General features: G+C 62.2%; 19 protein-coding genes. 13 read left to right on the forward strand and 6 right to left on the reverse strand.

Annotated elements, in window-relative coordinates:
* Positions 1–649 (forward strand): WD40 repeat domain-containing protein (locus tag ABDX79_RS00005; RefSeq protein ID WP_346218211.1); only part of this gene is annotated, 649 nt, incomplete at its 5' end.
* A gap of 60 nt (positions 650–709) precedes the next feature.
* On the opposite strand, the gene ABDX79_RS00010 is transcribed toward ABDX79_RS00005, so the two are convergent.
* Positions 710–3,892: an EAL domain-containing protein gene (locus ABDX79_RS00010; protein ID WP_346218212.1), complete on the reverse strand. Its 3,183-nt coding sequence runs from the start codon at positions 3,890–3,892 to the stop codon at positions 710–712.
* 330 nt (positions 3,893–4,222) lie between these two features.
* Here ABDX79_RS00010 and ABDX79_RS00015 point away from each other — a divergent pair, with 330 nt between their 5' ends.
* The gene (locus tag ABDX79_RS00015) at positions 4,223–6,316 is read left to right on the forward strand and encodes a PhoX family protein (protein ID WP_346218213.1); all 2,094 of its coding nucleotides are present in this window, start codon (positions 4,223–4,225) and stop codon (positions 6,314–6,316) included.
* Between the two features lie 144 nt (positions 6,317–6,460).
* Here the strand turns inward: ABDX79_RS00015 and ABDX79_RS00020 are convergent, their stop codons facing one another.
* A complete protein-coding gene (locus ABDX79_RS00020; RefSeq protein ID WP_346218214.1) occupies positions 6,461–7,225 on the reverse strand; it encodes a L,D-transpeptidase in 765 nt (254 codons plus the stop codon).
* A gap of 102 nt (positions 7,226–7,327) precedes the next feature.
* On the opposite strand from ABDX79_RS00020, the gene ABDX79_RS00025 reads away from it, so the two are divergent.
* Positions 7,328–8,245 carry a LysR family transcriptional regulator gene (locus tag ABDX79_RS00025; protein WP_346218215.1) on the forward strand — a complete coding sequence of 306 codons (918 nt, stop codon included), beginning with the start codon at positions 7,328–7,330 and terminating at the stop codon, positions 8,243–8,245.
* Between the two features lie 117 nt (positions 8,246–8,362).
* Here the strand turns inward: ABDX79_RS00025 and ABDX79_RS00030 are convergent, their stop codons facing one another.
* Positions 8,363–9,838 (reverse strand): diguanylate cyclase domain-containing protein, encoded by a 1,476-nt coding sequence (locus ABDX79_RS00030; protein ID WP_346218216.1) that lies wholly within the window; start codon positions 9,836–9,838, stop codon positions 8,363–8,365.
* A 338-nt stretch (positions 9,839–10,176) separates the two neighbouring features.
* Here ABDX79_RS00030 and ABDX79_RS00035 point away from each other — a divergent pair, with 338 nt between their 5' ends.
* Together ABDX79_RS00035 and ABDX79_RS00040 are read left to right on the forward strand one after the other, a co-directional pair.
* On the forward strand, positions 10,177–11,712 hold the full coding sequence (locus tag ABDX79_RS00035) for a cryptochrome/photolyase family protein (protein ID WP_346218217.1): 1,536 nt from the start codon (positions 10,177–10,179) through the stop codon (positions 11,710–11,712).
* An 85-nt stretch (positions 11,713–11,797) separates the two neighbouring features.
* Positions 11,798–12,682: an alpha/beta fold hydrolase gene (locus ABDX79_RS00040; protein WP_346218218.1), complete on the forward strand. Its 885-nt coding sequence runs from the start codon at positions 11,798–11,800 to the stop codon at positions 12,680–12,682.
* Here ABDX79_RS00040 and ABDX79_RS00045 read toward each other — a convergent pair.
* Entirely contained in the window at positions 12,679–13,206 is a 528-nt protein-coding gene (locus ABDX79_RS00045) for a DUF1499 domain-containing protein (RefSeq protein ID WP_346218219.1), read from the reverse strand. The two genes, ABDX79_RS00040 and ABDX79_RS00045, sit on opposite strands and share 4 nt — an antisense overlap.
* A gap of 180 nt (positions 13,207–13,386) precedes the next feature.
* Between ABDX79_RS00045 and ABDX79_RS00050 the strand changes: the two genes are divergently transcribed.
* Both ABDX79_RS00050 and ABDX79_RS00055 read left to right on the forward strand, forming a co-directional pair.
* Positions 13,387–13,962 carry a superoxide dismutase family protein gene (locus ABDX79_RS00050; RefSeq protein WP_346218220.1) on the forward strand — a complete coding sequence of 192 codons (576 nt, stop codon included), beginning with the start codon at positions 13,387–13,389 and terminating at the stop codon, positions 13,960–13,962.
* A gap of 137 nt (positions 13,963–14,099) precedes the next feature.
* The gene (locus ABDX79_RS00055; RefSeq protein WP_346218221.1) at positions 14,100–15,116 is read left to right on the forward strand and encodes a mechanosensitive ion channel family protein; all 1,017 of its coding nucleotides are present in this window, start codon (positions 14,100–14,102) and stop codon (positions 15,114–15,116) included.
* Between the two features lie 80 nt (positions 15,117–15,196).
* On the opposite strand, the gene ABDX79_RS00060 is transcribed toward ABDX79_RS00055, so the two are convergent.
* Positions 15,197–15,409, reverse strand: coding sequence for a hypothetical protein (locus tag ABDX79_RS00060; protein WP_346218222.1), 213 nt, complete (start codon positions 15,407–15,409; stop codon positions 15,197–15,199).
* A 579-nt stretch (positions 15,410–15,988) separates the two neighbouring features.
* Between ABDX79_RS00060 and ABDX79_RS00065 the strand changes: the two genes are divergently transcribed.
* Positions 15,989–17,194: a pyridoxal phosphate-dependent aminotransferase gene (locus ABDX79_RS00065; protein WP_346218223.1), complete on the forward strand. Its 1,206-nt coding sequence runs from the start codon at positions 15,989–15,991 to the stop codon at positions 17,192–17,194.
* Positions 17,195–17,282: 88 nt separating this feature from the next.
* Here ABDX79_RS00065 and ABDX79_RS00070 read toward each other — a convergent pair whose 3' ends face one another.
* The gene (locus tag ABDX79_RS00070; protein WP_346218224.1) at positions 17,283–18,680 is read right to left on the reverse strand and encodes a sensor histidine kinase; all 1,398 of its coding nucleotides are present in this window, start codon (positions 18,678–18,680) and stop codon (positions 17,283–17,285) included.
* Positions 18,681–19,051: 371 nt separating this feature from the next.
* Between ABDX79_RS00070 and ABDX79_RS00075 the strand changes: the two genes are divergently transcribed.
* From ABDX79_RS00075 to ABDX79_RS00095, 5 genes are all read left to right on the forward strand, one after another.
* Positions 19,052–20,431 carry an aspartate aminotransferase family protein gene (locus ABDX79_RS00075; protein WP_346218225.1) on the forward strand — a complete coding sequence of 460 codons (1,380 nt, stop codon included), beginning with the start codon at positions 19,052–19,054 and terminating at the stop codon, positions 20,429–20,431.
* A gap of 93 nt (positions 20,432–20,524) precedes the next feature.
* Positions 20,525–21,040, forward strand: coding sequence for a hypothetical protein (locus ABDX79_RS00080; RefSeq protein WP_346218226.1), 516 nt, complete (start codon positions 20,525–20,527; stop codon positions 21,038–21,040).
* Positions 21,041–21,130: 90 nt separating this feature from the next.
* Positions 21,131–22,069 carry a LysR family transcriptional regulator gene (locus ABDX79_RS00085; RefSeq protein WP_346218227.1) on the forward strand — a complete coding sequence of 313 codons (939 nt, stop codon included), beginning with the start codon at positions 21,131–21,133 and terminating at the stop codon, positions 22,067–22,069.
* A 326-nt stretch (positions 22,070–22,395) separates the two neighbouring features.
* The gene (locus ABDX79_RS00090; protein ID WP_346218228.1) at positions 22,396–22,869 is read left to right on the forward strand and encodes a formate dehydrogenase subunit gamma; all 474 of its coding nucleotides are present in this window, start codon (positions 22,396–22,398) and stop codon (positions 22,867–22,869) included.
* On the forward strand, positions 22,866–24,419 hold the full coding sequence (locus tag ABDX79_RS00095; protein WP_346218229.1) for a formate dehydrogenase beta subunit: 1,554 nt from the start codon (positions 22,866–22,868) through the stop codon (positions 24,417–24,419). The genes ABDX79_RS00090 and ABDX79_RS00095 overlap by 4 nt, the downstream gene beginning before the upstream one ends.
* Positions 24,420–24,447 lie beyond the last annotated feature (28 nt).

Consider the following 24,447-nt stretch of genomic DNA (forward strand, 5'->3'; position numbering starts at 1 on the left):
ACATGGGAGGGGTGTCCAAAGCGCCGTTTTCTCGCCTGACGGGCAGATGATCCTCACCGGCGGCGACGATGGAACCGCGCGCCTTTGGGATGCGGGGACGGGTTCTGAGGTGCGCCGCTTCGAGAGACATGGGAGGGGTGTCCAAAGCGCCGTTTTCTCGCCTGACGGGCAGCTGATCCTCACCGGCGGCGACGATGGAACCGCGCGCCTTTGGGATGCGGGAACGGGTTCTGAGGTGCGCCGCTTCGAAGGACATGGAGATTGGGTCAGAAGCGCCGTTTTCTCGCCTGACGGGCAGCTGATCCTCACCGGCGGCAACGATGGAACCGCGCGCCTTTTGGATGCGGGGACGGGTTCTGAGGTGCGCCGCTTCGAGGGACATGGGAGGGGTGTCCAAAGCGCCGTTTTCTCGCCTGACGGGCAGCTGATCCTCACCGGCGGCGACGATGGAACCGCGCGCCTTTGGGATGCGGCGACGGGCGAAAAGCTGCAAGCCATGGTCGGATTGCCCGACTCCTGGGCCGTCCTCAACCCCGACCTGACCGTTCGCACCATAGGGCCGAACGCGTGGAAGTATGTCTATTCAGTTGAAAAGGACGAAACTGGCCGAGACAGGGTCGTCGTTCCGGAATTCATGCGCGCTGAGTGAGACGACCGGCCAAGCTCGCCTTCGAGACCTATGGTTGGGAGGCTCTGGGCGCCCGGATCTTCAGGCGCTGACTGCCTCGCGCCTTTCGCCGCCGGACCGTCCCAAAAGGGCGAGACAGAGTTCCGGCGGGAGTTCGCGCATCGCCTCGCAAACGGGGGATGGACGCGCGATGAGGAAGCCCTGAACCTCCGTGCAGCCCTCGCGGGCAAGGCGGAGGAGGTGCTCTTCGGTTTCGATCCCCTCCGCGACCACCGAGGCTTTCAGGCCGCGCGACATGGCGATCACCGATGATATGACGTGCCAGGCCTTTTCCTCGGTCGACTGGACGAAGCTCTTGTCGATCTTGATCGTGTCGAAGTTGAAGCGGGTGAGATAGCTGAGCGAGGAATAGCCCGTGCCGAAATCATCGAGGGCGAAGCGCAGGCCGAGTGCGCGCAACTCGCCGAGAATGCGCAGGGCGCGCCGGTCATCGTCGATGAGGACGCCCTCGGTGATCTCGATTTCAAGGCGCGCGGGATCGAGGCCGGAGGCCTTCAGATTGCGCTGGATCATGGGCACGAGGTTGGGATCGAGGAACTGGCGCGGGCTGACATTGACGCTGATCGCGGTATCGGTGAGCTCCTCGCTCGCGATGCGGCAGGCCTCCGCGAAGACCCATTCTCCGAGCTCGACGATCTGGCCCGAGGCTTCCGCGATGGGGATGAAATCGGCGGGCGAGACGAAGCTGTCGCCGCGCCGCCAGCGCAGGAGAGCCTCATAGGAGGCAATGCGCCCGGCCTTCAGATCGACGCGCGGCTGGACGTAGAGTTCGAAGTCGCCGCGCTCGATGGCCTGGGCGAGATCGGTCTCCAGCTCCTGACGCATGCGCTGGGCCTGGCCCATCTTCTCCTCGAATAGTTTGAACCCGTTGCGGCCCTCGTCCTTCACCGCATAAAGCGCGAGGTCCGCGTTCTGCAGCAAGGTTTCGGCCGTCACGCCGTCACGCGGGAAAACGGTGACGCCGATGCTGGCACGGGGCTGGATGATCGCGCCCGTGGGCAGGGTGAGGGGCTGCGAAATCGCGGCGAGCGCCCGGTGGGCGAGATCGGCCGTCTGGGCCGGAAAGCTGAGGCCCGTCTGGATGATGGCGAATTCGTCGCCGCCGAGGCGGGCGACGGTATCGCCCTTGCGCACGCAGGTTTTCAGGCGCTCGGCGACGGCGACGAGCACGGCATCGCCTGAAGGGTGGCCGTGGATGTCGTTGATGTCCTTGAACTTGTCGATGTCGACGAGGAGCAGCGCGGATGCCGTGAGGCCGTCCGGGTCGCCGAGCGCCTCCCCGAGGCGGCGATTGAAGAGTTCGCGGTTCGGCAGGTCCGTCAGCGTGTCGTGAAGGGCGAGGTGGAAGATGCGCTCACGCGCCGCGATCTTCTCGCTGAGGTCGAGAATGCTGACGATCGAAACCTGGCGACCTTCGAAATGGGTGGTGCGGACACGCACCTCGACGGAAACCGAACGGCCGTCATCGGCACGAAGCGTCGTTTCGGACGAGGTGCCATCGGACGCTTCGAGCCACTCGCCGAGACGGTCGAGCCCGTTGGTTTGCGCGAGCTGTTCCACCGTCCGCCCGGACAGGGCTTCGGAATTGGCGCCAAACAGCGCCTCGGCGGCGGGATTGACGCGGCGAACGCGCCCCTCGTGGAACAGCAGGATCGTCTCGGCGGTGATCTCGCCGAGGGCTGCGAACCGTTCGGCCTCGTGGCGGTTGCGGGCCGTTTCGGAGAGCTTGCGGCGTTCAGATTCCGACTTCTGAAGCCGGTCCATGAGGGCGTTGAGGCGGCGGGCGAGATCCTCCGAATCGTCGCCGGCCTGAACCGGGACGCGGAGCGCTTTGTCCGACACCGACCGGGTGAGGGAATCGAGCGCGAATTCGAGATTGCCGGTGCCGAGGCGCACGCCATGCTCGCTTTCGTTGAGACCGAGCGCCTCGTCGGCCGCAGAGACGCGAACCCGCATGAGACCGTCGACGAGCAGGATGAGGATGAGCCCGCAGCCGAAGGCCCAGACGAAGTTGAGGCCGACGCCGGCGGCCTGGATGTAAAACTGGTCGAGGCGCGATCCGGCCGGAAGCAAGGCTTCGGGAGCGACGAAAACGAGCCCGATCGTTCCAACGACACCCGCCACACCGTGGGCGCCCACGGCCCCCACGGCATCGTCGAGCTGGAAGTGCTTTTCGATCGTGCGGTTGGCAAGATTTGCAGCCGAGCCGCCCAGCGCACCAAGGAGGAGGGCTCCGTCCGGCCCGACGAGGTGACAGCCGGCGGTGATCGCGACGAGACCGCCGATCATGCCGTTGATCGCGCGGTCGGGCCTGAGTGCGCCGCGCCACCAGGCGGTGCCGTAGCTGACGACGCCGCCGGCTGCTCCGGCAAGGATCGTGTTGAGAATGATGCCCGGCACTTCCGGCGATGCCGCGAGGGTGGAGCCGCCGTTGAAACCGATCCAGCCGACAAAGAGTATGAGCGCGCCGGCGGAGGACAGCACCGTGCTGTGGCACCCGAAGCGAACCGGACAGTCTCCCTCGAAGCGGCCGGCGCGCGCACCGAGAACGATGATCGAGGCCAGCGCCATCCAGCCGCCGGTGGCATGAACGACGGTCGAGCCGGCGAAGTCCACGAAGCCTGCATTGGCGAGGAAGGCGCCGGGGGAGTCTCCGAGGGCCGCACCCCAGGCCCAATGGGCAAAGACCGGATAGATGACGCCGGCAAGAATGACGCAGAGAAGGATATAGGCGCGCAGGCCCATGCGCTCCGCGACGGCGCCGGAGATGATCGTCGCCGCGGTGCCGCAGAACATCACCTGGAAGATGAAGAAAGCGATGTCTTTCGGCGCAATGGCGTTGAGGAAGATGAGGCCCTTGTCCCAGCCGACATAGCCGTTGGGATAGGACATGCCGAAGGCCAGCATATAGCCGATGCCCGCGAAGGCCATGGTCGCAAAGGCGATGTCGAGAAGGTTCTTCTGTGCGACGCTGACGGCGTTCTTGGTGCGCACGGAGCCAGCTTCGATCATCATGAAGCCGGTCTGCATGAAGAGGACGAGCGATGCCGCAATGAGGACCCAAGTGGTGTCGAGAGCGGTGGCCAGACCGATGAGGCGCGCGTCGACGCCTCCGCCCGCGATCTCTCCGGCCTGGGCATGGGCTGTATCGGCAATGAAGACCAGCGCGACCGATGGGGCGAGAACCGGGACGGCGTTTCGCATCGAATGCTCCTCGTAACAGATGCAAATTATTTCGATACCTTCAAGTTTTCGTAAATTGCCGCGAAAGTTCGCTCTGCCTCCTGAAAGGCAGATTGCTCGTGGTGCCTGCAATGCAATCGCTCTGCGAGATGGAGCGCCGAACGGGATCCGCGAATCCGGGGTTCGGCGGGTGCGGCGCAGCATTTTCCGTCATCCACCTGTCATGAGAGGTTTATAACGGTTCCAGACAGGCCGAGGCGCCGACCGCCCGTGCGGAAAGGGCCGCATGGCGCGATGTGTGTTTCGCCGCGCCCAGCCTGCAGATTTCTTCCACCATAAGGGGCCACCTCAATGAACGAGCACGTGACACCGAAAGCCAATTTCAAGACAAGCCAGCTGGAAGAGGCCGACGGACCGGGCCTCAACCCGACGTCCAACGCGACCATGGGCGAGATTATCGCCAAGCGCTTCTCCCGCCGCTCCTTCCTGCAAGGCTCCATGGCCGCGACGGCGATTGCGGCGACCGTTTCTCCGATGGCTCTGATGGCCGCGGACGAAGCCCATGCCCAGACGAAGGCGATGCCGTTCTCCTTCGACGAAGTCACGGCTGGCGTCGACGCCGATCATCATGTGGCGAACGGCTATGACGCGGACGTTCTTCTGCGTTGGGGCGACAAGATCTTCGCCGATGCGCCGGAATTCGATCCGAAGAACCAGACGCCGGAAGCCCAGGAAAAGCAGTTCGGCTACAATAACGACTTCGTCGGCTATATTCCGATCGACGGTTCGTCCGAGCACGGCTATCTCGTGGTCAATCACGAATATACGAACGAACATTTGATGTTCCCCGGCATCGTGACGGTAAAGGGTGGCGCGCAGGCGGCAGCCGCAGGCGACGTCGCACCGGACGATGAAACGGCCGGGGCGAGCGAACCGACCTCGACAGAGGCCGCGTTGACGCCTCCGGAACCTGCAGAACTCGTCGTCGCGCCGGCCGACCAAAAGCGTGTCGACATCGAAATGGCCGCCCATGGCGGCACGATCATCGAGATCCGCAAGGAAAACGGCAAGTGGCAGCCGGTCCTCGATGGTGCGAACAACCGTCGTATCACGTCGAAGACGGAGATGGAGCTGAGCGGCCCAGCCGCCGGCAGCGACCGCCTTAAGACCAACGCAGACTCGACCGGCACCAAGGTGTTCGGCACGCTCAACAACTGTGCTGGCGGCGTCACGCCCTGGAACACCTACATCATGGCCGAGGAGAACTTCCACGGCTACTTCATCGGCGAACTGCCTGAGGGTCATCGCGAGGCCGAGAACTACAAGCGCTACGGCGTTCCGGATGGCTCCTACGAATGGGGCAACTTTCACGACCGGTTCGACATTTCCAAGGAGCCGAACGAGCCTAACCGCTTCGGCTGGGTGGTCGAGGTCGACGTCGAGAACCCAAACTCCACGCCGAAGAAGCGCACGGCTCTCGGTCGCTTCAAGCATGAAGGCGCAGAAAGCATCGTCGCGCCGGACGGCCGTGTCGTCTTCTATCTCGGCGATGACGAACGTTTCGACTATGTCTACAAGTTCGTGACCGCCGGCAAATACAACCCGGACGATCGCGCCGCCAATATGGACCTTCTCGACGACGGCACGCTCTATGTCGCCAAGTTCGATGAAGACGGCGGCGTCGAATGGATGCCGCTGACGTTCGGCGAAGGCCCGCTGACGGCCGAAAACGGCTTCGAAAGCCAGGCCGACGTTCTCATTGAAACGCGCAAGGCCGCCGATCTGCTCGGCGCAACGCCGATGGATCGTCCCGAGGATATCGAGCCGAACGGTTCGAACGGCCGCGTTTACGTCATGCTGACGAACAACACGAAGCGTGAAGAGGCGAACGCCGCCAATCCGCGCCTCGACAACGCGTTCGGCCACATCGTCGAAATCGCCGAAGAGGGCGGGGACTTCGCGGCGACCAAGGGAACCTGGGAAATTCTCGTCAAGTGCGGTGATCCTTCCATCGCGGATGTGGGGGCCACCTTCTCGACCGAGACGACGGATAACGGCTGGTTCGGCATGCCCGATAACTGCGCCGTCGATAGCGACGGTCGGCTCTGGATCTCGACTGACGGCAACTCGGCGGACAAGACCGGTCGCACGGATGGCCTCTGGGCCATGGAGACCGAGGGCGAAGGCCGGGGCACCTCGAAGCTCTTCTACCGCGTGCCAGTGGGCGCCGAGATGTGCGGACCGCGCCCCACGCCGGATCTCGCGACCTTCTTCGTCGCCGTCCAGCATCCGGGCGATGGCGGCGAGGAATGGGAAGGCTTCGGCCGTCCGTCCTATTACGAAGATCCCTCGACCCGCTGGCCCGACTTCAAGGACGACATGCCGGTTCGTCCGTCCGTTGTCGCGATCACCAAGCAGGGTGGCGGCAAGATCGCCTCGTCCTGATCCGGACCATCCGAGCGTGAATGAAGGGCGCGCTCCGAGGCAGGAGCGTGCCCTTTCACTTGGCGGGTCGGCGAAGCGTGATGGCGTGCCTGCCCGATCGGTATCGACTGACTGCGGGGCCTTCGCGTGATGCGGGAGCCGGGATCAGAGTGACGCGATCCGATCGTTCATCGCGGACTGATGAACGACGATGCGGGCGTGATGGGGTACGCGTTCGTAAAGATCGATGACATCCTGATTGACGAGGCGGACGCAGCCCGATGAATTCGCGCCGCCGATCGTCCACCATTCCGGGGTGCCGTGAAGGCGGTAGAGCGTGTCCTTGCCGTTCTTGAAAATGTAGAGCGCGCGGGCCCCGAGCGGATTGTCTATGCCGGGCGCCATGCCGCCGTTCTCGACGGAATAGATTTCCAGCGAGGGTTTACGGTCGATCATTTCCCGCGGCGGTTTCCAGCGCGGCCAATGCTGTCGCCAATGGATGATGCCTTCGCCGCCCCATTCAAAGCCGGCCCTTCCGATGCCGACGCCGTAGCGCATCGCCATGCCGTCCGCTTCCACGAGGTACAGATATCGGTTCGGCGTATCGACGACGACGGTGCCTTCGGGCTCTCCGGTCGGGTTCGCAACGCGCTGGCGATAAAAGCGCGGCTCCATCTTCCAGTAGGGGATCGCGGGGAGCTTGTGACCATCATCGACCAGCGCCGCGTATCGGGCGTCGAGTTCGTCGGTGCGAAGGGCTGTTTCGAGCGGATCGACGGGCGAGCCACGGGCGGCATTGCCGGCGGATTGCGGTGCGGCTGCGACAGGTGCCGCGATCTGCCGGCCGGGTGTCGTGCAGCCCGCAAGCCCTGCGGCGGCCCCGGTCAACAGGAATGACCGGCGCGAAATGAGGGAGCGGATGGTCGTCATGGATCGCCTCTGTGCCGTCACCTTTTGGATGCGACTTGAGAAGAGCACTCGCTCGCATTATGAGCAACGGCAATCGGGGTATGGTATCCATAACCATCAGGAATGATGATGGATGTAACATCGGCACTCAGGGCTTTTACGCGGACGATCGAGCGCGGGTCGATGACCGGCGCGGCGGAGGATCTCGGCGTGAGCCAGCCGGCCATCTCGAAGCATCTGGCCAATCTGGAACGCCATGTTCAGGCCCGGTTGCTGGAGCGCTCGCCGCGCCATGTCCGCGCGACAGCTGCCGGCCAGGCGCTTTACGAGGCGACAAGGCACGGGCTGGCGGCGATCGATGCGGCGATGGAAGGCATTCGCGTCGAAACCGGGGCGATCGAGGGGTCGTTGCGCATTCACGCTCAAAATTGCATCGGTGGGAAGGTTATCCATCCGATCGTGATGGCGTTTCAGCGTGATCATCCGCAGGTCTCGGTCGATCTCGTGCTCGAGAACCGGGCGATCGATCTCGTCTACGACAATTTCGATATGGCGATCCGCTATTCACGACCTGTGAATCAGGACGTCGTGATCCGCAAGCTGGGGACGGTCGAGCGCGTGTTGGTGGCGAGCCCCGCCTTTCTCGACCGGTTTGGCGGGATCGAACGGCCCGAACAGCTTGCGACGATGCAACTCGTGACCACGGCGCAGGTGATTTCCTCGCGCAAGACCCTGACGCTGATGCGGGACGGCGTTCAGCACGAGATCCCGGTGACACCGTTCATTCATACGAACGATGCGAATGTGATCCTGAACACGCTGCTCGAAGGTCATGCCTGCGGGCCGATCCAGACGCTGTTCGCGCGCGAGGCGCTGATGGACGGGCGTCTGGTGCGAATCCTGCCGGACTTCTCCGTGAAATCTGCGGAGATGGTGCTGGCCTATCCCTCGGTGCGCTTCATGCGGCCGGTGGTGCGTGCCTTTGCCGACCGACTGGTACAAGAGTTGAAGTTGGTGGAGGGTGTCGCCTGGCGCCGATGATGTAGAGCCGCACGCAGTATTTCGGCACCACCTGATGCCGGACGCCTGCCTTCAGGGGATGGTTCGCTCGAAGCAACAGGACCGCACTTTCTCGCCCCATGCTGGTGTCGCCGGCCTTCAGCCCGTCATCGAAGTCGGAGAGGTCGAATGGGTCTGAGCCTCACGCTGCTCCGCGAAGCGATCACGTTCGCGCCGGAGCATTTCCAAGACGATATCGGCGTAGAAGATCACCTGACGCTTACCTCGCGTCTTGCCGTGACGCAGCGCCTCGTCGGCTTTCTTCAAGAGAATATCGGGAGTGTCGCCGTCTTGCGGTGCAAGGGAAATTCCGATGGTTGCGCCGACGCAGACAGTGTCCGCACCGCCAAGGGAGATGGGCCTTTCGACAGACTCGATGATCGATTGTCCGATCGCCGCGATCTTTATCGGATCGAATTTGCTTTTCAGAAGGAGAATGAACTCGTCTCCTCCCAAGCGCACGGCGACTTCATTCTCGGCGGCAAAGGTGGAAAGCCGTGCGCCGATCTCTTTCAGCACATCATCTCCGACCTGATGGCCATGAACATCATTGATCTGTTTGAACCCGTCGAGATCGAGATAGAGAAGACAGAGGGTGTCGTCGGACGTGTTTTTCCCGCTCAGATCCGACGGCTCGAAGAAGTCATTGAGGAGGGCTCGGTTTCCAAGACCCGTTAGGCTGTCATGGGTCGCCCGATACTGGCTGACGCGGAGCCTATGAGCACTGGCCTTGGCGGTTTTTGCGAAATAGCGCATCAGGACAATGAAGACGGTGAACAGCACCGCCCAGATCGGTATGGCAGTTTTCAGCAATGTCGTCCCCGGCGTCGCGCCATCCCAGGTCAGGTGCCCGAGCGTCTTTCCATTTGCGAGGATCAAAGGGATCGACGTGCCGTTTCGCACGTCGTTGTCGAGGCTTTCGCTTCGCATGCGCAGGTCGGGGAGAAGATAGGTTTGTCCGATTTCGCTCAAGGTCGACGCATCCAGCGTCTGAGCGAAGATCAGAAGATAATAGTCTTTTCGGGGCTCTGGAAGTTCCGCAGTTGGCGTAATCGGCGCGATGGCGGTGACGACGGGCGCGCCATTGTCGGAAAGGAGCGCTGAAGCCGTTTTTTCTGAATCGCCGCTTCGGTATTTTGAGATGAGGTCGTCGACCCCGCCCTTGAGGATCGTCCGTAGATCGGCATCCGTGCGCACACCCCCGACATTGGCATAAATCGTTTCTCTGTCCGGAGTGATGATTGCCGAAACATTGAAATGATTGTTCTCGAAGACCCAATGGCCGATATTCTCATCGGCCCAGGCGTAATCCCTTTCGACCACAAACTTTTGAAACACGTCCTCCCAGGTTGAATAGTCCCAGGCGAGGTCTTCGATTTGCTTCCCACGAACGGTGAGCGCCGAGCTGGCGAGTTGCGCCTCGCGCTTTTGAGCACTTGTTGTCTGATACTGGCTCAAGAGAAGGATCGTGACAAAAAAGACGCCGAGAAGCATGAACATCAGCGCACCGATGCGCGAGAGGGCATCGTTGATGCTCTGCTCAGGATTTCTGGTGCGTGGCGAGTTCTTGGTCATGACTCGCGTTGTAGGAGAATTTCTTGAAGAATTCGTAGGCGAGCATCCTTGCTGATGTTGCGGTTTTCGCCCGATTTTCACCGGTGAGCCGTGGCTGCGCGCCGCAGTTGATGCCGTCCACTTTCCGGCCAACTCATCCGTGAAAGATGCGTAAGGGACGGCATATGGGACGATACCTGATCTACGGTGGCAATAGTGGGACCCGTTCGGCCATCGCGAGGCGGCTTACCAAGGCTGACTACGATCTGGCTCTTGCGGGCCGCAACGAAGCGGTGCCGAAACATATCGGTGGCGATGGTAAAGGCACTTCCAACGGCGTCCTGGGGGATTGATCCGATATGACAACCCTGCGTTTCGTTCTCGGCGATCAGCTGAGCCGCGATCTTTCGTCCCTCAAGGATATGAAAGGCGGCGATATCGTCTTCATGTGCGAGGTGGCGGACGAGGCGAATTACGTGCGCCATCACCAGCGCAAGATCGCCTTTCTGTTCTCGGCCATGCGGCACTTCGCGGACGACCTCAGGGATCGCGATGTGACGGTGGACTACATCACGCTCGACGATGACGAGAACACTGGCTCGTTCACGGATGAGCTGAAACGGGCGGTGAAGCGTCATGAGCCGGATCGCGTCGTCGTGACCGAGCCGGGGGAATGGCGCGTTCTTGAGATGATGAAGGACTGGCGGGAAGAGCTTGGCTGCGAGGTCGAGATCCGGCCCGACGACCGGTTTATCTGCGACCACGAGACTTTCGATGCCTGGGCCGAAGGCAACAAGGAGTTGCGGCAGGAGTATTTCTACCGCGAAATGCGCAAGTCCACCGGCTACCTGATGGAGGGCGACGAACCGGCCGGCGGCAAGTGGAATTACGACCACTCCAACCGGGAGCCCCTGAAGGAACGGATCACCGCGCCGGAGCGGCCGACCTACAGCGTGGATGAGACGACCGAGGCGGTGCTCGATCTTGTGGCGAGGCGCTTCGGCAATCACTTCGGGACGCTCGAAAATTTCGACTATCCGGTCACGCGCCGACAGGCCTTGCATTATCTGCGCTGGTTTCTGGACGAGGCGCTGCCCGATTTCGGCACCTATCAGGACGCGATGCGTGAGGGCGCGCCGCTCTTGTTCCACTCCCATCTTTCAGCCCTGATCAATTGCGGCCTGCTCGACCCGCGCGAGGTCTGCGATCGGGCCGAAGACGCCTATCGGGAGGGACACGCCCCCATCAATGCCGTGGAGGGATTTATCCGCCAGATCATCGGCTGGCGCGAGTTCATTCGCGGTGTCTACTGGAACCAGATGCCGGACTATGCCTCGTCCAACAAGCTGAACGCCCAGCGCAAGCTGCCGGATTTCTTCTGGACCGGCGAGACCGAGCTGAACTGTCTAAAGCAGTCGTTCAAGGAGGTGCGTGAGAGCGCCTACAACCATCATATCCAGCGGCTGATGGTGATCGGCAATTTCTGCCTGCTCTGCGGCTTCGATCCGCGCGAGGTGCAGGAATGGTATCTCGTGGTCTATCACGACGCCTATGAGTGGGTGGAAATGCCGAATGTGGTCGGCATGATCCTTTACGCCGATGGCGGGCTCTTTGCGTCCAAGCCTTATGCCGCTTCGTCGAACTATATCGACAAGATGAGCGATTATTGCGGCAACTGCACCTATTCACCGAACAAGAAGGTGGGCGAGGGGGCGTGCCCCTTCAACGTGCTTTATTGGGACTTCATCGCCCGCAACAAGGAGCGGCTGAAGGGCAATCCGCGCCTCAACCGCACCTATGCGACGCTCGACCGGATGAACGAGGAAAAGCTGAAGCAGTCACGCAAGGAAGCACGCGAGTTTCTCGACGGGTTGGTCGCGACGGGCGATTACTGAGGCGGGAGAGACGAGCGTCGCGCGCTTTCCTGTTGCGGCCAGCCGTCTAGCTTCTTCGGCACAGACCGGTTCGGGAGCCAATTGAATGTTCGAGAATTTCGAAACGCGCATGATCGAGGGCGAGGGTGCCGAGATTTTCGTGCGAACGGCCGGCAAGGGGCCACCGCTTCTGCTGCTGCACGGCTATCCGCAGACCGGGGCGATGTGGCATGGACTGGCCCCGCGTCTGGCAGAGGACTTCGCGGTCGTCGTACCCGATCTTCGCGGCTATGGCCGGTCGTCCGCGCCGGCGAACGATGCAGAGAACCACGCCTATTCCAAGCGCATGATGGGCCTGGATATGCTGGCCGTGATGCGGGCCTTCGGGCACGAGACATTCATGATTGCCGGCCATGATCGCGGCGGACGGGTCGGCTACCGAATGGCGCTCGATCACCCGGACGCAGTGACGAAACTCTCCGTTCTCGACATCGTGCCGGTGGCGGAGGTCTGGGAGCGGATGGATGCGGCGGCCGCCCTCAAGACCTATCATTGGCCGTTCTTCGCCCAGCCGCATCCGATGCCAGAGACGCTGATTGGCGCCGATCCGGTCTATTTTCTCGAGCACACGATGGCGAGCTGGACGAAGGCGAAGGATCTGTCGGCTTTCGCTGGTGCGGCAATGGACGAATACCGTGATAACTTTCGTCGTCCGGCCGCTATCGAAGCCTCCTGCAACGACTACCGCGCTGGTGCGACGATCGATTGGCGGCTCGACCGGGAAAATCGGGAGGCGGGACGCAGGATCGCATGCCCGACGCAGGCCCTTTGGGGTGCTTCCGGCATCCCGGCAGGCGGCGCCGATCTCGTGGAGATCTGGCGCCACTGGTGCGAGATAGTCGAGGGCGAGCCGGTCGATGCCGGCCATTTCATCGTGGAGGAAGCGCCGGAGGAGACCTATGCGGCGCTCTCGCGATTCCTGCGAGGTTAACTCGCCGGCAGGGCTTTCGGGCGCAGGGCGTCGATGATCGTCTGAATGCGTTTTTGGTTGGCGCCAAGATCGGATCGGCCGAGAAGCGCACGGGAGTAAAGAAGCAAACCCGCTTTACCCTCGACCGGCCGGACGGCGAGATTGAGCGTATCGGGATAACCCATCAACGGCGTGCGCACGACGTAGCGCTTGGCGAGCGGGTTCTGCCCGTCGTCGACGCGGTGGACCGTGCCGGACAGCGCGCCACCCCGGATGATCTCGTCGGCTTCTTTCAGAAGTGCTTCCGGCGTCGTGTCGTAGAGCGGCAGGGTGATCTCGGCAGGGGTCGCGCAGGCCGCAATCGAACAGGCGAGCGCGTCGTTGGGGTTCGGGCTTCGCTCGATCGCATCAAAGTCGACGGACCCCTGATCGGGATCGCCGGCGAGACGCCAGACGCGCTCGGGCCCGAGGAGATAGAATGTGCCGGCGGCGGCAACGCCCGCAATGCCGAGGCCGATCAGGGCCCTGTTGAAGATTTTTCCCATGGGTGGATACCTCTCTCGCGTTCTCGCGGGTCGGCCTTTGCAGCCGCCGCCTCCTCGCGCAAGCCGGAACAATCGTCAGGGGCCCGCCGTTCCCACCCCGACGCACGATGTCCGGTTCTCGCTGAGAATGGTGAAGCCGGATGTCCTCGACAGAAAAAAACATGCCCGGGAGGCATCCTCATGAAAACGATCGCACTTTCCGCCCTCGCTTCCGTTGCGCTCCTCGCGACACCGGCCCTTGCCCAGACCGATCAGTCGTCCAGCGACATGGGCAGCGCTTCGAGCGAAAGCGGTTCGAGCACCATGGAGCCCATGGAGGTGACAATGAATGCACCGGACGGATCGAACCGCGGAACGGTGACCGTGATTCCGACGCCCAACGGCCTGCTGTTCGAAGCGGAGCTGACGGGTCTCGAGCCGGGTCAGCATGGCTTCCATATTCATGAGACCGGTCAGTGCGGCAACGATTTCTCGGCGGCCGGCGGCCATTACAATCCGACGAACAAGGAGCACGGCTACAAGAGCGAAGGCGGTCCCCATGCCGGCGACATGCCGAACTTCACGGCTGACGACAGCGGCAATGCGACCTTCGCAGTCTTCAACCCGAATCTCTCCGTTTCGGATGGCGATGCACCGGTGATGGACAGCGACGGTTCGGCCATCATGGTCCATGGCGGCGCGGACGACTACCAGTCCCAGCCGTCGGGCGATGCCGGCGACCGTGTCGCCTGCGGCGTCATCGGCGGTTCTCAGTAAGCGCGTGTCAACGATGTCGCGCCCGGCTGTTCGCCGGCTCGGCACGCGATACTTTTAGGCTGTCGAGAGCGTCGGACGCAGGTCCGGCGCTTTCTTCATGAGTGCTTCCAACTCTTTCCAGACAAGGTTTTCAGTCGATGCAGGCAGTTGCTCAAGAGGCCGGGCAGGGGGCTGCAAGCCCCGATACACTGAACCAGGCCGTGGACTTCGATCCGTCGATCGCGCTCGGCAAGGTGGAGTCCTGGGTCATCGGCATCCAGAAGCTGCTTCCGAATATCGTGGTGGCGCTGGTCGTCATCGCAATTTTCTTTGTCGCCGGATGGCTGTTCGACCGCTTGTTCAACCGTTGGGCGCACCGCCGGGGCCGGGACAACCTTGGCGATGTGCTCGGGGCTTTCATCAAATGGGTCATCATCCTGTTCGGCATCCTCTTGGGCCTGACGATCGTGATCCCCTCGCTCAATCCGGCCGATCTCCTGGCCGGCCTCGGTATCGGATCGGTGGCGATCGGTTTCGCCTTCAAGGACATCCTCCAGAACTGGCTCGCAGGCCTGCTTCTTTTGATCCGTCAACCCTTTCAGGTGGGCGACCAAATCGTCGTCAACGGCTATGAGGGGACGGTGGACTGGATCGAGACGCGGGCGACGATCATCACGACCTATGACCGGCGGCGGGTCATCATACCGAATGCGGACGTCTATTCGAATGCTGTGACGGTCAACACCGCGCACGAAAAGCGGCGGTCGCAATATGATGTGGGGATCGGCTATGGCGACGATATCGAGACGGCGCGAACGGTCATTTTCGATGCCCTTAAGCGGGCCGAAGGCGTCGAGGCCGATCCAAAACCCGATGTGCTGGTCTGGGACCTTGCCGCCTCCTGGGTGACGCTTCGGGTGCGGTGGTGGACCCATTCCGTCCGCACGGACGTGGTTCATGCACAAGCGGCCGCGCTGAAGGAGATCAAGTCCGCGCTCGACGCGGCGGGGATCGACATGCCCTTCGAGACGCGCGTGACGCTCTGGCACGACCAGACCGAGACACTCGATGGTCAGAGAGGCAAGCAGCGCGAGGGTTGGCCGCTCAAGCCGGATCAGGACGCGCCGGGTCCGGCGCGGCTTGAAACCGTCAGCCATGACGAAGCCGGGCGCTGAGCCGCCCGAACGCAAAAAGGCGCGGATGGTCAAACCAGCCGCGCCCTGCGATCACTATCATTTGTTTCGGCTGAAAACGCTCAGAGGTTCGGGGCGCCGCCAACGCGCATCGCGATACCGGCATGCCCGCATTCGTCGATGATCAGCCGCTGAAGCATGATTGTCGCGGTGGTGCTTTCGCCGTCGATTTCCTCCGACATCCGCGCCGCGAGGCTTCCGACATCGATCACCGCTTCATGGGAACGACGCAGTTCGACCTCGCGCCGGACTCGTTCACGTAGATGATAGCTCATTCTGGCACCCATCCTCTCCACGGAGCGCGGGTTGTGTCCCGTCGCTAGCGAGCCTTTTGGGGTTGGCCCGCAATTATGATTTTGCGCATCGAAAGCCTTCGATCGTCGTCCGCCAGCCATAGGTTCGTCCGGCGCCGCCGCGAATTTCGCCGCAGGCCGATTGAAACAGATCTCTTACCCCCGGAAGCTTGTCCGAAGGTGGCGCTAAGATAGTAACGCCAGTGAAAGCCTCATAGGCTCAAGTGGTTAACGGATGCGATCAGGCAGGTCGGGCGTCTTTGGCATTCGCCCGGATTGCTTAGGGATTCTAGATGACGGCGGCATGAACAGGAAGGGCGAACTCTGTGCCCGACCACGATATTTTCATGGTTTGTTCCGCGAAACGGGCCTTGCGCGCCGGCTCTGACAGAGACGTGAGATTTGTGCCGAGAGCCGTGATCGATCCGTGATTCTTTCGGTGTTTTCGCGGATTGACCTGCTTGCGCAAGGGAAGTGGGAGGACTAGGGTCCGGCCGCATTTCGCACCTGCAATGCGGTCGCGAAAGATCCACCTATTATCATGCAGCCGGAGTTCTTCCCATGGCATTTCTTGCCGACGCCCTCGACCGCGTAAAGCCGTCCGCCACCATCGCCGTCACGCAGAAGGCGCGCGAATTGAAGGCGAAAGGCATGGACGTCATCGGTCTCGGCGCGGGCGAGCCGGATTTCGACACGCCGGACAATATCAAGGAAGCCGCGATCGCAGCGATCGCACGGGGCGAAACGAAGTACACGCCGGTGTCCGGCATTCCGCAGCTGCGCGAGGCGATCGCCGCCAAGTTCAAGCGCGAGAATGGCCTCGACTACGAGCCGGCCCAGACCATCGTCGGCACAGGCGGCAAGCAGATCCTTTTCAACGCCTTCATGGCGACGCTCAACAAGGGCGACGAGGTCATCATCCCCGCGCCCTACTGGGTGAGCTACCCGGAAATGGTCGCGATCTGCGGCGGCACGCCGGTCTTCGTCGAAGCCGGGATCGAATCGAACTTCAAGCTGACGCCGGAAAAGCTGGAAGCGGCGATCACCCCGCAGACCAAGTGGTTCCTGTTCAACTCGCCCTCCAACCCTTCGGGTGCGGCCTATACGAAGGACGAGATCAAGGCGCTGACCGACGTTCTTCTGCGCCATGAGCATGTGTGGGTGCTGACCGACGACATGTACGAGCATCTCGTCTATGGCGATTTCACCTTCCATACGCCGGCGCAGGTGGAGCCGCGTCTATACGAGCGGACGCTGACCATGAACGGCGTCTCCAAGGCCTATGCGATGACCGGCTGGCGGATCGGCTATGCCGGCGGCCCGCTGCATCTGATCAAGGCGATGGACATGATCCAGGGCCAGCAGACCTCGGGTGCGGCGTCGATTTCGCAATGGGCCGCCGTCGAGGCGCTGAATGGGCCGCAGGACTTCATTTCGAAGAACCGGGAGATCTTCCAGGGTCGCCGCGATCTCGTGGTCGGCATGCTGAACCAGGCGAGCGGCATCGAATGTCCTTCGCCTGAGGGGGCCTTCTACGTCTATCCCTCGTGCAAGGGCCTGATGGGCAAGAAGACGCCGGACGGCAAGGTGCTGAACACGGACGAGGATTTCGTGACGGCGCTTCTGGAGACCGAGGGCGTTGCGGTGGTGCACGGCTCGGCGTTCGGTCTTGGGCCGAACTTTCGGATTTCCTACGCGACGTCCGAGGCACTTCTCGAAGAAGCCTGCTTACGAATCCAGCGCTTCTGCGGCTCTCTGAAGGACTGAGGCTCAATGAGCCCGCCGGCTTGAACAGTCATGTCGGCGGACCTTTGTAACCAATCGTTTCTTGGGGCTGCCGGAGCCCCGAGAAATGTCAAAGCACGCCTTCGAGCCGATAGACGAAGCCTTCCGGTCGGTAGTCCAGCATAGCCGCTCCGGCGAAATAACCCGGAACGCCGCGCTCGAGCAGTTGGCGGCCGAAGCCCTTGCGCTCGGGGTTCGTAACCGCCGGACCGCCAGTCTCCACCCATTCAAAAGTGAACGCCCGGTCGCCGTTCCCATCGGCGTGGGTGGACCAGCGGAGCGAAAGCTTGCCGCCATCGACGGACAGCGCGCCATATTTGACCGCGTTCGTCGCGAGCTCGTGCATCGCAAGCGACAGGCCGAGGAGCTGGTTCGACCTTAGAACGGTTGGGACACCCTCCACGGAGAGGAGGGTGGTCTTGCGAAGATGCGGCTCGACGGCAGCCGAGACGACATGGTGGATCGACGAGCCGCTGATCTCGTCCTTCAGGAGAATATCCTGGGCGCGGTCGAGGGCCTGAAGCCGCTGCGCGATCGCAGTCTGTCCCTCCGCTGGCGTCCGCGTGTAGCGAAGGGTCTGTGATACGATCGCACCGACGACGGAAAGCAGGTTCTTGATCCGGTGGGCGAGTTCGCGATTGACGAGCTGGCCGCGCTCCTGTGCAAGCTTGCGATCGGTGATGTCGACGACCGCTCCCGAGAAGCGGGAGACCACACCCGTTTCGTTGCGGCTCGCGCGTCCACGCGCCAGCATCCATCGAAGGGATCCGTCCGTGCCGGCGATGCGAAATTCGCACTCGAATTCCAGAGCGCCGGAAATCGCAGCGCTGAATTGCTCGCGATAGAGCGCGACGTCATCCTCGTGGATGCGGTCTTCGATCTCGCGCGGATCGAAACCTTGCATTGGCGAGGTCTTCTTCAGACCGTACAGCTTGAGAAGGTTTTCATCCGCGTGAATGCGGTCGGCACTGATATCGTAGTCCCAAACCCCGACGACGCCCGTGGCACTCAAAGCAGCTGCAAGACGTTTCTCGCTCTCGGCGAGGCGGGTCTGTAGCAGCTTTTCCTCCGTGACGTCGCGAGAGATGGACAGAAGGCGAGAGATCTTGCCGTCTTTCTCGAAGATCGGCGAGACCCGGACGTCCCACCACTTCATGGTGCCGGCAAGGGTCGGCGCACTACCCTGGAAATGACCGGTTCCTCCGGCCTTGGCCGTCGCGATGGCGCGATCTACCTTTTCGCGCCACTCGTCGATCCAGAAAGCCGGCCACGGACATCCACGGACGGCTTCAAAGTCGCCGACTTCCATAACGCGTTTGCCGCCCTCGCTCATGAAGAGGAGATTGGCATCAAGATCCAGGATCTTGATGCAATCGAGAGAAGACGCGAGGACGGTGCGCAGGAACGCAGTATCCGCTTCGACGCTTTCGGCACTGGCGAGGAACTCGCAATCAGCAGTATGGAGCATGTGAGGCAAACTCCCGGCATCGATCACGCGATGATCGCGAAATCGTGTAGGCTTTGATGTAAATGGGTTTTTCAGGTTTCACAACCTCCGTTGTCGAAATGGCTACGATTACAGGGTTTTGTGGGTTCTGCGCGTATTCTGACGAAACTCTTTTCACGCCGAAGTGATCTGCAAGCGCGCAGTTTGACAGAAATGAACGGGTTTTCCCGAGGCATTCGGGCGAGAACCGCAGTCTCTGCGGGAGAACGAGAAATCGTTGCGCTCCGCGAAGACCTTTATGTTCTCGATCCGGTGCCCGATCGGACTTGCGCGGTGGTCGAGCTTCCGATTTGGTCGCGACGACCGAGACATATTCGCCGAAAGCCCTCCAAATGCCCCCACTGCCGAATTCCATCGAAGCGCGCGATATCGCGCATCATCTGCATCCCTATACGAATGCGCGGCGGCACGAGGAAGTCGGGCCGATCGTGATCGCGAAGGGCGACGGCGTCTATGTCGAGGACATCGACGGCAAGCGCTATATCGAGGCGATGAGCGGGCTCTGGTCGGTCGCCGTCGGCTTTTCGGAAAAGCGACTGGTGGATGCGGCCGCAAGGCAGATGGCCGAACTGCCTTATTACCACGCCTTCACCCACAAGACCCATGCGCCGGTCGTCGATCTCGCCGAAAAGCTGATCAAGCTGGCACATGTCCCGATGTCGAAGGTGCATTTCACCAATTCGGGCTCAGAAGCGAACGATCTCATCATCAAGCTTCTGCGGTATCGCTCGAATGCTATGGGCGAGCCCCAGCGCAAGAAGGTGATTTCCCGACTTCGCGGCTATCACGGCATCACGCTGGCATCGGCGAGCCTGACAGGTCTGCCGGCAAATCACGCCTCCTTCGACCTGCCGATGGAGGGCATTCTCCACACGATCTGCCCGCATTACTGGCGCGAGGGCCGCGAAGGTGAGAGCGAGGAGGAATTCGCAAGCCGCTGCGCGGCCGATCTCGAAGCGATGATCGAGTGGGAAGGGCCCGAGACGATCGCCGCCTTCATCGCCGAGCCCGTGATGGGGGCAGGGGGCGTCGTTGTGCCGCCCGCGACCTATTGGCCGAAGATGAAGGCGGTTCTCAAGAAATACCCCGACATCCTGTTCATCGCCGACGAGGTGATCTGCGGATTCGGGCGAACCGGCGAGATGTTCGGCTCGGTGACCTACGATCTGGAGCCCGACTTCATCACGGTTTCCAAGGCGCTTTCGTCATCCTATCTGCCGATCTCCGCGGTGATCATGAATGACCGGGTCTATCAGCCGATCGCCGACGAGACGGCGCGGATCGGAACCTTCGGCCATGGCTTTACGGCGTCCGGCCATCCCGTCGCGGCGGCCGTGGCGCTGGAAAACCTCAAGATCATCGAGGAGCGAGATCTCGTCGCCAATGCGCGAGAGCGCGGCGTGCGGCTGCAGGAAGGATTGCGCAGCCTCATGGATCATCCACTGGTCGGGGAGGTGCGCGGTGTCGGCCTGATCGCGGCGGTCGAACTCGTCATGGACAAGGCCGGAAAGACGACCGCGCCGCACGCGCCGGGTTTTCTTGGCCCAAAGGCCTTCGCCCATATTCAGGAGCGCGGCGTGATCTCCCGCGCGATCGCCGGCGATACGCTTGCCTTCTGTCCGCCGCTGATCATCGAGGACGACCATATCGACACCATCGTTTCGACCGTGCGCGAGGGACTGGATGCGCTGGCGGCGGAGATGGGGAAGTAGGGGTTTGAAGAAGGGTTCGGCGAACAATCGAAGCCCTCGGGCGTATTGATCGAAGCGTTCGAACGCGAACGACATCTATCAGCTGAGGGCGACATGACCGTCGAGACACATCTATTCTCCGCCACCAAGGACATCCCGAACAGCTACCTTCCGCTTCTTGTCGTCACCGGCGAAATCGAGGCTGACAACGCGACCGCAGACGGCGTTCAGAAGCGCTTCCGGGAGAATGGCTGGCAGGGGACATGGGTCTATACGGTTTTCGACTACTGGCATTTTCATCTCGATGGCCATGAGGTGCTCGCCTGTGTGTCGGGCGAGGCGGTGGTCGGGTTCGGCGGCGACGAAGCGGATGGCGGTATCGCTTTGCCGATGGCGCCGGGCGATACGGTGATCGTTCCCGCCGGCGTCGGACACAAGCGACTGAAAGCGAGCGACGATTTTCAGGTCGTCGGCGGCTATCCGCCCGGCCAGTCCGGCACGATCACGCGGGCAGGTTCGGTCGATGTCGAGGCTGCGAACGCGAAGATCGCCAAGCTCGCGCTGCCTGAGACCGATCCCGTGACGGGCGCAGCACCCGGTGCGATCGGCGCCTGGTCCGGGCGCGCGTAAAAATATGTGAGGCCGCCCCACAACTGGAAGGACTGGACCGAACCGGCAGCGCATGGGCTATAGTCGCGGCGGGACGGGAGGCCCACACACGTGATCGACAAGCTCGAATACCTGATCATGCTTTCGCATGAGCGCCATTTCGGGCGAGCAGCCGACAAGCTCGGGATCACGCAGCCGACCCTGTCGGCCGGCATCCGGCATCTGGAAGAGCGCCTCGGCGTCACCCTCGTCAATCGCGGGTCGCGGTACAAGGGCATGACGAGCGAGGGCGATCGGGTGCTCGCCTGGGCCCGTAAGATCACCGACGATGTCAGGACGATGCGCGAAGAAGTGCGCAGCGTGCGGCGCGGCCTCACCGGGCATTTGCGGATCGGTGCGATCCCGACCGCGCTGTCCCTGGTCGCCCGCCTGACGACCCCGTTCCGCGAGCGCCATGCGGATGTCACCTTCGACGTGACCTCCATGTCGTCTGTCGATCTTCTGGCGGCAGTGGAGGATTTCGAGGTGGATGTCGGGCTCACCTATCTCGAGGACGATCGTCTGCGGCGCATCGACTGCAAGCCGCTTTACGACGAGCGCTACAGCCTCGTGACAACGGTTGGCAGTCCGCTTTCCGAGCGACAGGAAGTGACATGGGAGGAGGCGAGCCGCGTGCCGCTCTGCCTGCTCAGTCACACCATGCAGAACCGGCAGATCCTGAACCGGCATCTTGGCGTGAAGGACGGGACTTTCGAGACCGTTCTGGAATCGAATTCCATGCTGGCGATCCTGTCCCAGGTGCGGATGGCCGGGCTCGCGACGATCATGCCCCATCACGCGACGGTGATGCTGGGGCTGGCGCCGCCCATGGTGTCGATCCCGCTCGTGAAACCGAGCGTGAGCTATCCGATCGGCCTCGTCACGGCGCGGCGTGATCTGCGGCCTCCGATCGTCGCGGCGTTCTGGAGCGAGGCGGGGGCAGGGTTGGACGACATCACCGAATTGGGCGACATTCCCGTTGCGGCTCCTGCGATCCGGCCCGGTCCCTGAGACGTGCGGCATCGGAAGATATGTCGCATCGCGCTTGAGGCTGCACTCCCCGCTCGTGCGGGCAGACGCTTGCGGACATGATTGCGAAAGGAAATCCTATCGATAGAACCCTTCCAAGCTGGCAAAATCGCGGGGAATTGCATGATTTTCGTCCTCGCTGGTAAGGTTCGGGTCATTTGCGCTGTGGAACGGACCATGCGAGCCGACGATCCTGACTGTACATCAATAGAAAAAATCTATCGAAACATGGAAAGCGGCGCTTGATCATGGGTTTGCGTCCGTGGTTCCCTCATCCAAAGACCCATTCGCACCCGGGAGGAGCCGGCGTGGCTCATCACGTTGAATTCGACGAAGACGACGCGGCCGCGCTCGTCGAGGAGCATAAGCATCTGGAGGGTCCGCTCCTGCCGATCCTCCATGCCTTCAATCATCGCTATGGCTATATCAGCGACGAGGCCGTTCGGCTGATCGCGGGGGAATTGAACCTCACGCGCGCCGAAGTCTACGGCGTCGTTTCGTTCTATCACGACTTCAAGCGAGAGCCCCATGGGCGGCACGTTCTGAAGGTCTGCCGGGCTGAAGCCTGTCAGGCGGCCGGCGGCGACGCAATCGCCGATTCGCTCGAACGGGCGCTCGGGGTGAAGTTCGGCGAGACCTCGGCCGATGGCGCCGTGACGCTCGAAGCGGTCTATTGCCTCGGCCTTTGCGCGACCGCGCCTTCGGCCATGCTCGATGACCGGATCGTCGGCCGGCTGAACGACACGCGCGTCGAAAAGCTCGCGGCGGAGGCGCTGCTATGATCAAGGTTTACATCCCGCTCGATTCCTTCGCCGTCGCCAACGGCGCCGACGAGATCGCGGAAGAGCTCAAGAAGCTTAGCGATGATCGTGGTCTCGGCATCACGATCGTGCGCAACGGCTCCCACGGCATGGCCTGGCTCGAACCGCTCGTCGAGGTGGAGACCGCCGAGGGGCGGATCGGTTACGGGCCGGTCGAGCCCGGCGAAATGGAGGCGCTGCTCGATGCAGGCTTCCTGACAGGCGGCGACCACGACAAGCGGATCGGCGACGTCTTCGAGCATCCCTTCATGAAGGGGCAGACGCGCCTGACCTTCAAGCGTTGCGGTATCACGGACCCGTTGTCGCTCGATGACTACGAGGCCCATGGCGGCCTTCTCGGCCTGCGCCGGGCGATCGAGATGGGCTCCGAGGCGATTGTCGAGGAAGTCAAGGAATCCGGCCTTCGCGGCCGGGGTGGTGCAGGCTTCCCGACGGGCATCAAGTGGGAAACGGTCATGAAGACCGAAGGCCCGAAGAAATACATCGTCGCCAATGCCGACGAGGGCGATTCCGGCACCTTCGCCGATCGCATGATCATGGAGGGCGATCCGTTCTGCCTGATCGAGGGCATGACGATCGCAGCCCTCGCGACCGGTGCCACAAAGGGTTACATCTATCTTCGCTCGGAATATCCGGTCGCGATCCGCGTCATGCGCGAGGCGATCAAACGGGCCGAGGACTTCGGCTGGCTCGGCGTTTCGGTGCTGGGTTCGGCGCACGCCTTCGACCTGGAGGTCCGGGTCGGTGCCGGCGCCTATGTCTGCGGTGAGGAGACCTCGCTGCTCGACAGTCTTGAGGGCAAGCGCGGCCAGGTTCGGTTCAAGCCGCCGCTGCCGGCGATCAAGGGCCTGTTCGGCAAACCGACCGTCATCAACAACGTGATCTCGCTCGCCTCGACGCCGGAGATTCTGGCCAAGGGTGCGAAGGTCTACAAGGACTTCGGCATGGGCCGCTCTCGCGGCACGATTCCCTTGCAGATCGCGGGCAACGTCAAGCATGGCGGGCTTTTCGAGGTCGCCTTCGGCCTGACGCTCGGCGAGATCGTCGATACGATTGCCGGTGGCACGAATTCCGGCCGTCCGATCCGGGCCGTTCAGGTTGGCGGGCCGCTGGGGGCCTATTTCCCGCGCTCGCTGTTCGACACGCCCTTTGACTACGAGGCCTTTGCCGAGAAGAAGGGCCTCATCGGGCATGCGGGCATCGTCATCTTCGACGACACGGTCGACATGATGAAGCAGGCGCGGTTCGCTTTCGAGTTCTGCGCGGTCGAGAGCTGCGGCAAGTGTACGCCGTGCCGGATCGGTGCCGTGCGCGGGCTCGAAACGGTCGAAAAGATCATGGCCGGCGAGAACGTGGACGAGAGCCTCGAACTGGTCGAGGATCTTTGCAACACGATGGAATTCGGATCGCTTTGCGCCCTCGGCGGCTTCACACCTTATCCGGTGATGAGCGCGATCCGGCATTTCCCGGAAGATTTCAACGGCAAGTCGATGCGCGAAGCGGCCGAATAAAGCCTGCGATCGCGCGTTTCGCCTATGG

Origin of the sequence: Fulvimarina fulva (assembly GCF_039652615.1) — a bacterium.
In the GTDB taxonomy this organism is placed as follows: domain Bacteria; phylum Pseudomonadota; class Alphaproteobacteria; order Rhizobiales; family Rhizobiaceae; genus Fulvimarina.

Coding starts and splice junctions, on each gene's coding strand:
- ABDX79_RS00010 (WP_346218212.1), bottom strand. CDS start 3,892: ATGCGAAACGCCGTCCCGGTTCTCGCCCCATCGGTCGCGCTGGTCTTC.
- ABDX79_RS00015 (WP_346218213.1), top strand. CDS start 4,223: ATGAACGAGCACGTGACACCGAAAGCCAATTTCAAGACAAGCCAGCTG.
- ABDX79_RS00020 (WP_346218214.1), bottom strand. CDS start 7,225: ATGACGACCATCCGCTCCCTCATTTCGCGCCGGTCATTCCTGTTGACC.
- ABDX79_RS00025 (WP_346218215.1), top strand. CDS start 7,328: ATGATGATGGATGTAACATCGGCACTCAGGGCTTTTACGCGGACGATC.
- ABDX79_RS00030 (WP_346218216.1), bottom strand. CDS start 9,838: ATGACCAAGAACTCGCCACGCACCAGAAATCCTGAGCAGAGCATCAAC.
- ABDX79_RS00035 (WP_346218217.1), top strand. CDS start 10,177: ATGACAACCCTGCGTTTCGTTCTCGGCGATCAGCTGAGCCGCGATCTT.
- ABDX79_RS00040 (WP_346218218.1), top strand. CDS start 11,798: ATGTTCGAGAATTTCGAAACGCGCATGATCGAGGGCGAGGGTGCCGAG.
- ABDX79_RS00045 (WP_346218219.1), bottom strand. CDS start 13,206: ATGGGAAAAATCTTCAACAGGGCCCTGATCGGCCTCGGCATTGCGGGC.
- ABDX79_RS00050 (WP_346218220.1), top strand. CDS start 13,387: ATGAAAACGATCGCACTTTCCGCCCTCGCTTCCGTTGCGCTCCTCGCG.
- ABDX79_RS00055 (WP_346218221.1), top strand. CDS start 14,100: ATGCAGGCAGTTGCTCAAGAGGCCGGGCAGGGGGCTGCAAGCCCCGAT.
- ABDX79_RS00060 (WP_346218222.1), bottom strand. CDS start 15,409: ATGAGCTATCATCTACGTGAACGAGTCCGGCGCGAGGTCGAACTGCGT.
- ABDX79_RS00065 (WP_346218223.1), top strand. CDS start 15,989: ATGGCATTTCTTGCCGACGCCCTCGACCGCGTAAAGCCGTCCGCCACC.
- ABDX79_RS00070 (WP_346218224.1), bottom strand. CDS start 18,680: ATGCTCCATACTGCTGATTGCGAGTTCCTCGCCAGTGCCGAAAGCGTC.
- ABDX79_RS00075 (WP_346218225.1), top strand. CDS start 19,052: ATGCCCCCACTGCCGAATTCCATCGAAGCGCGCGATATCGCGCATCAT.
- ABDX79_RS00080 (WP_346218226.1), top strand. CDS start 20,525: ATGACCGTCGAGACACATCTATTCTCCGCCACCAAGGACATCCCGAAC.
- ABDX79_RS00095 (WP_346218229.1), top strand. CDS start 22,866: ATGATCAAGGTTTACATCCCGCTCGATTCCTTCGCCGTCGCCAACGGC.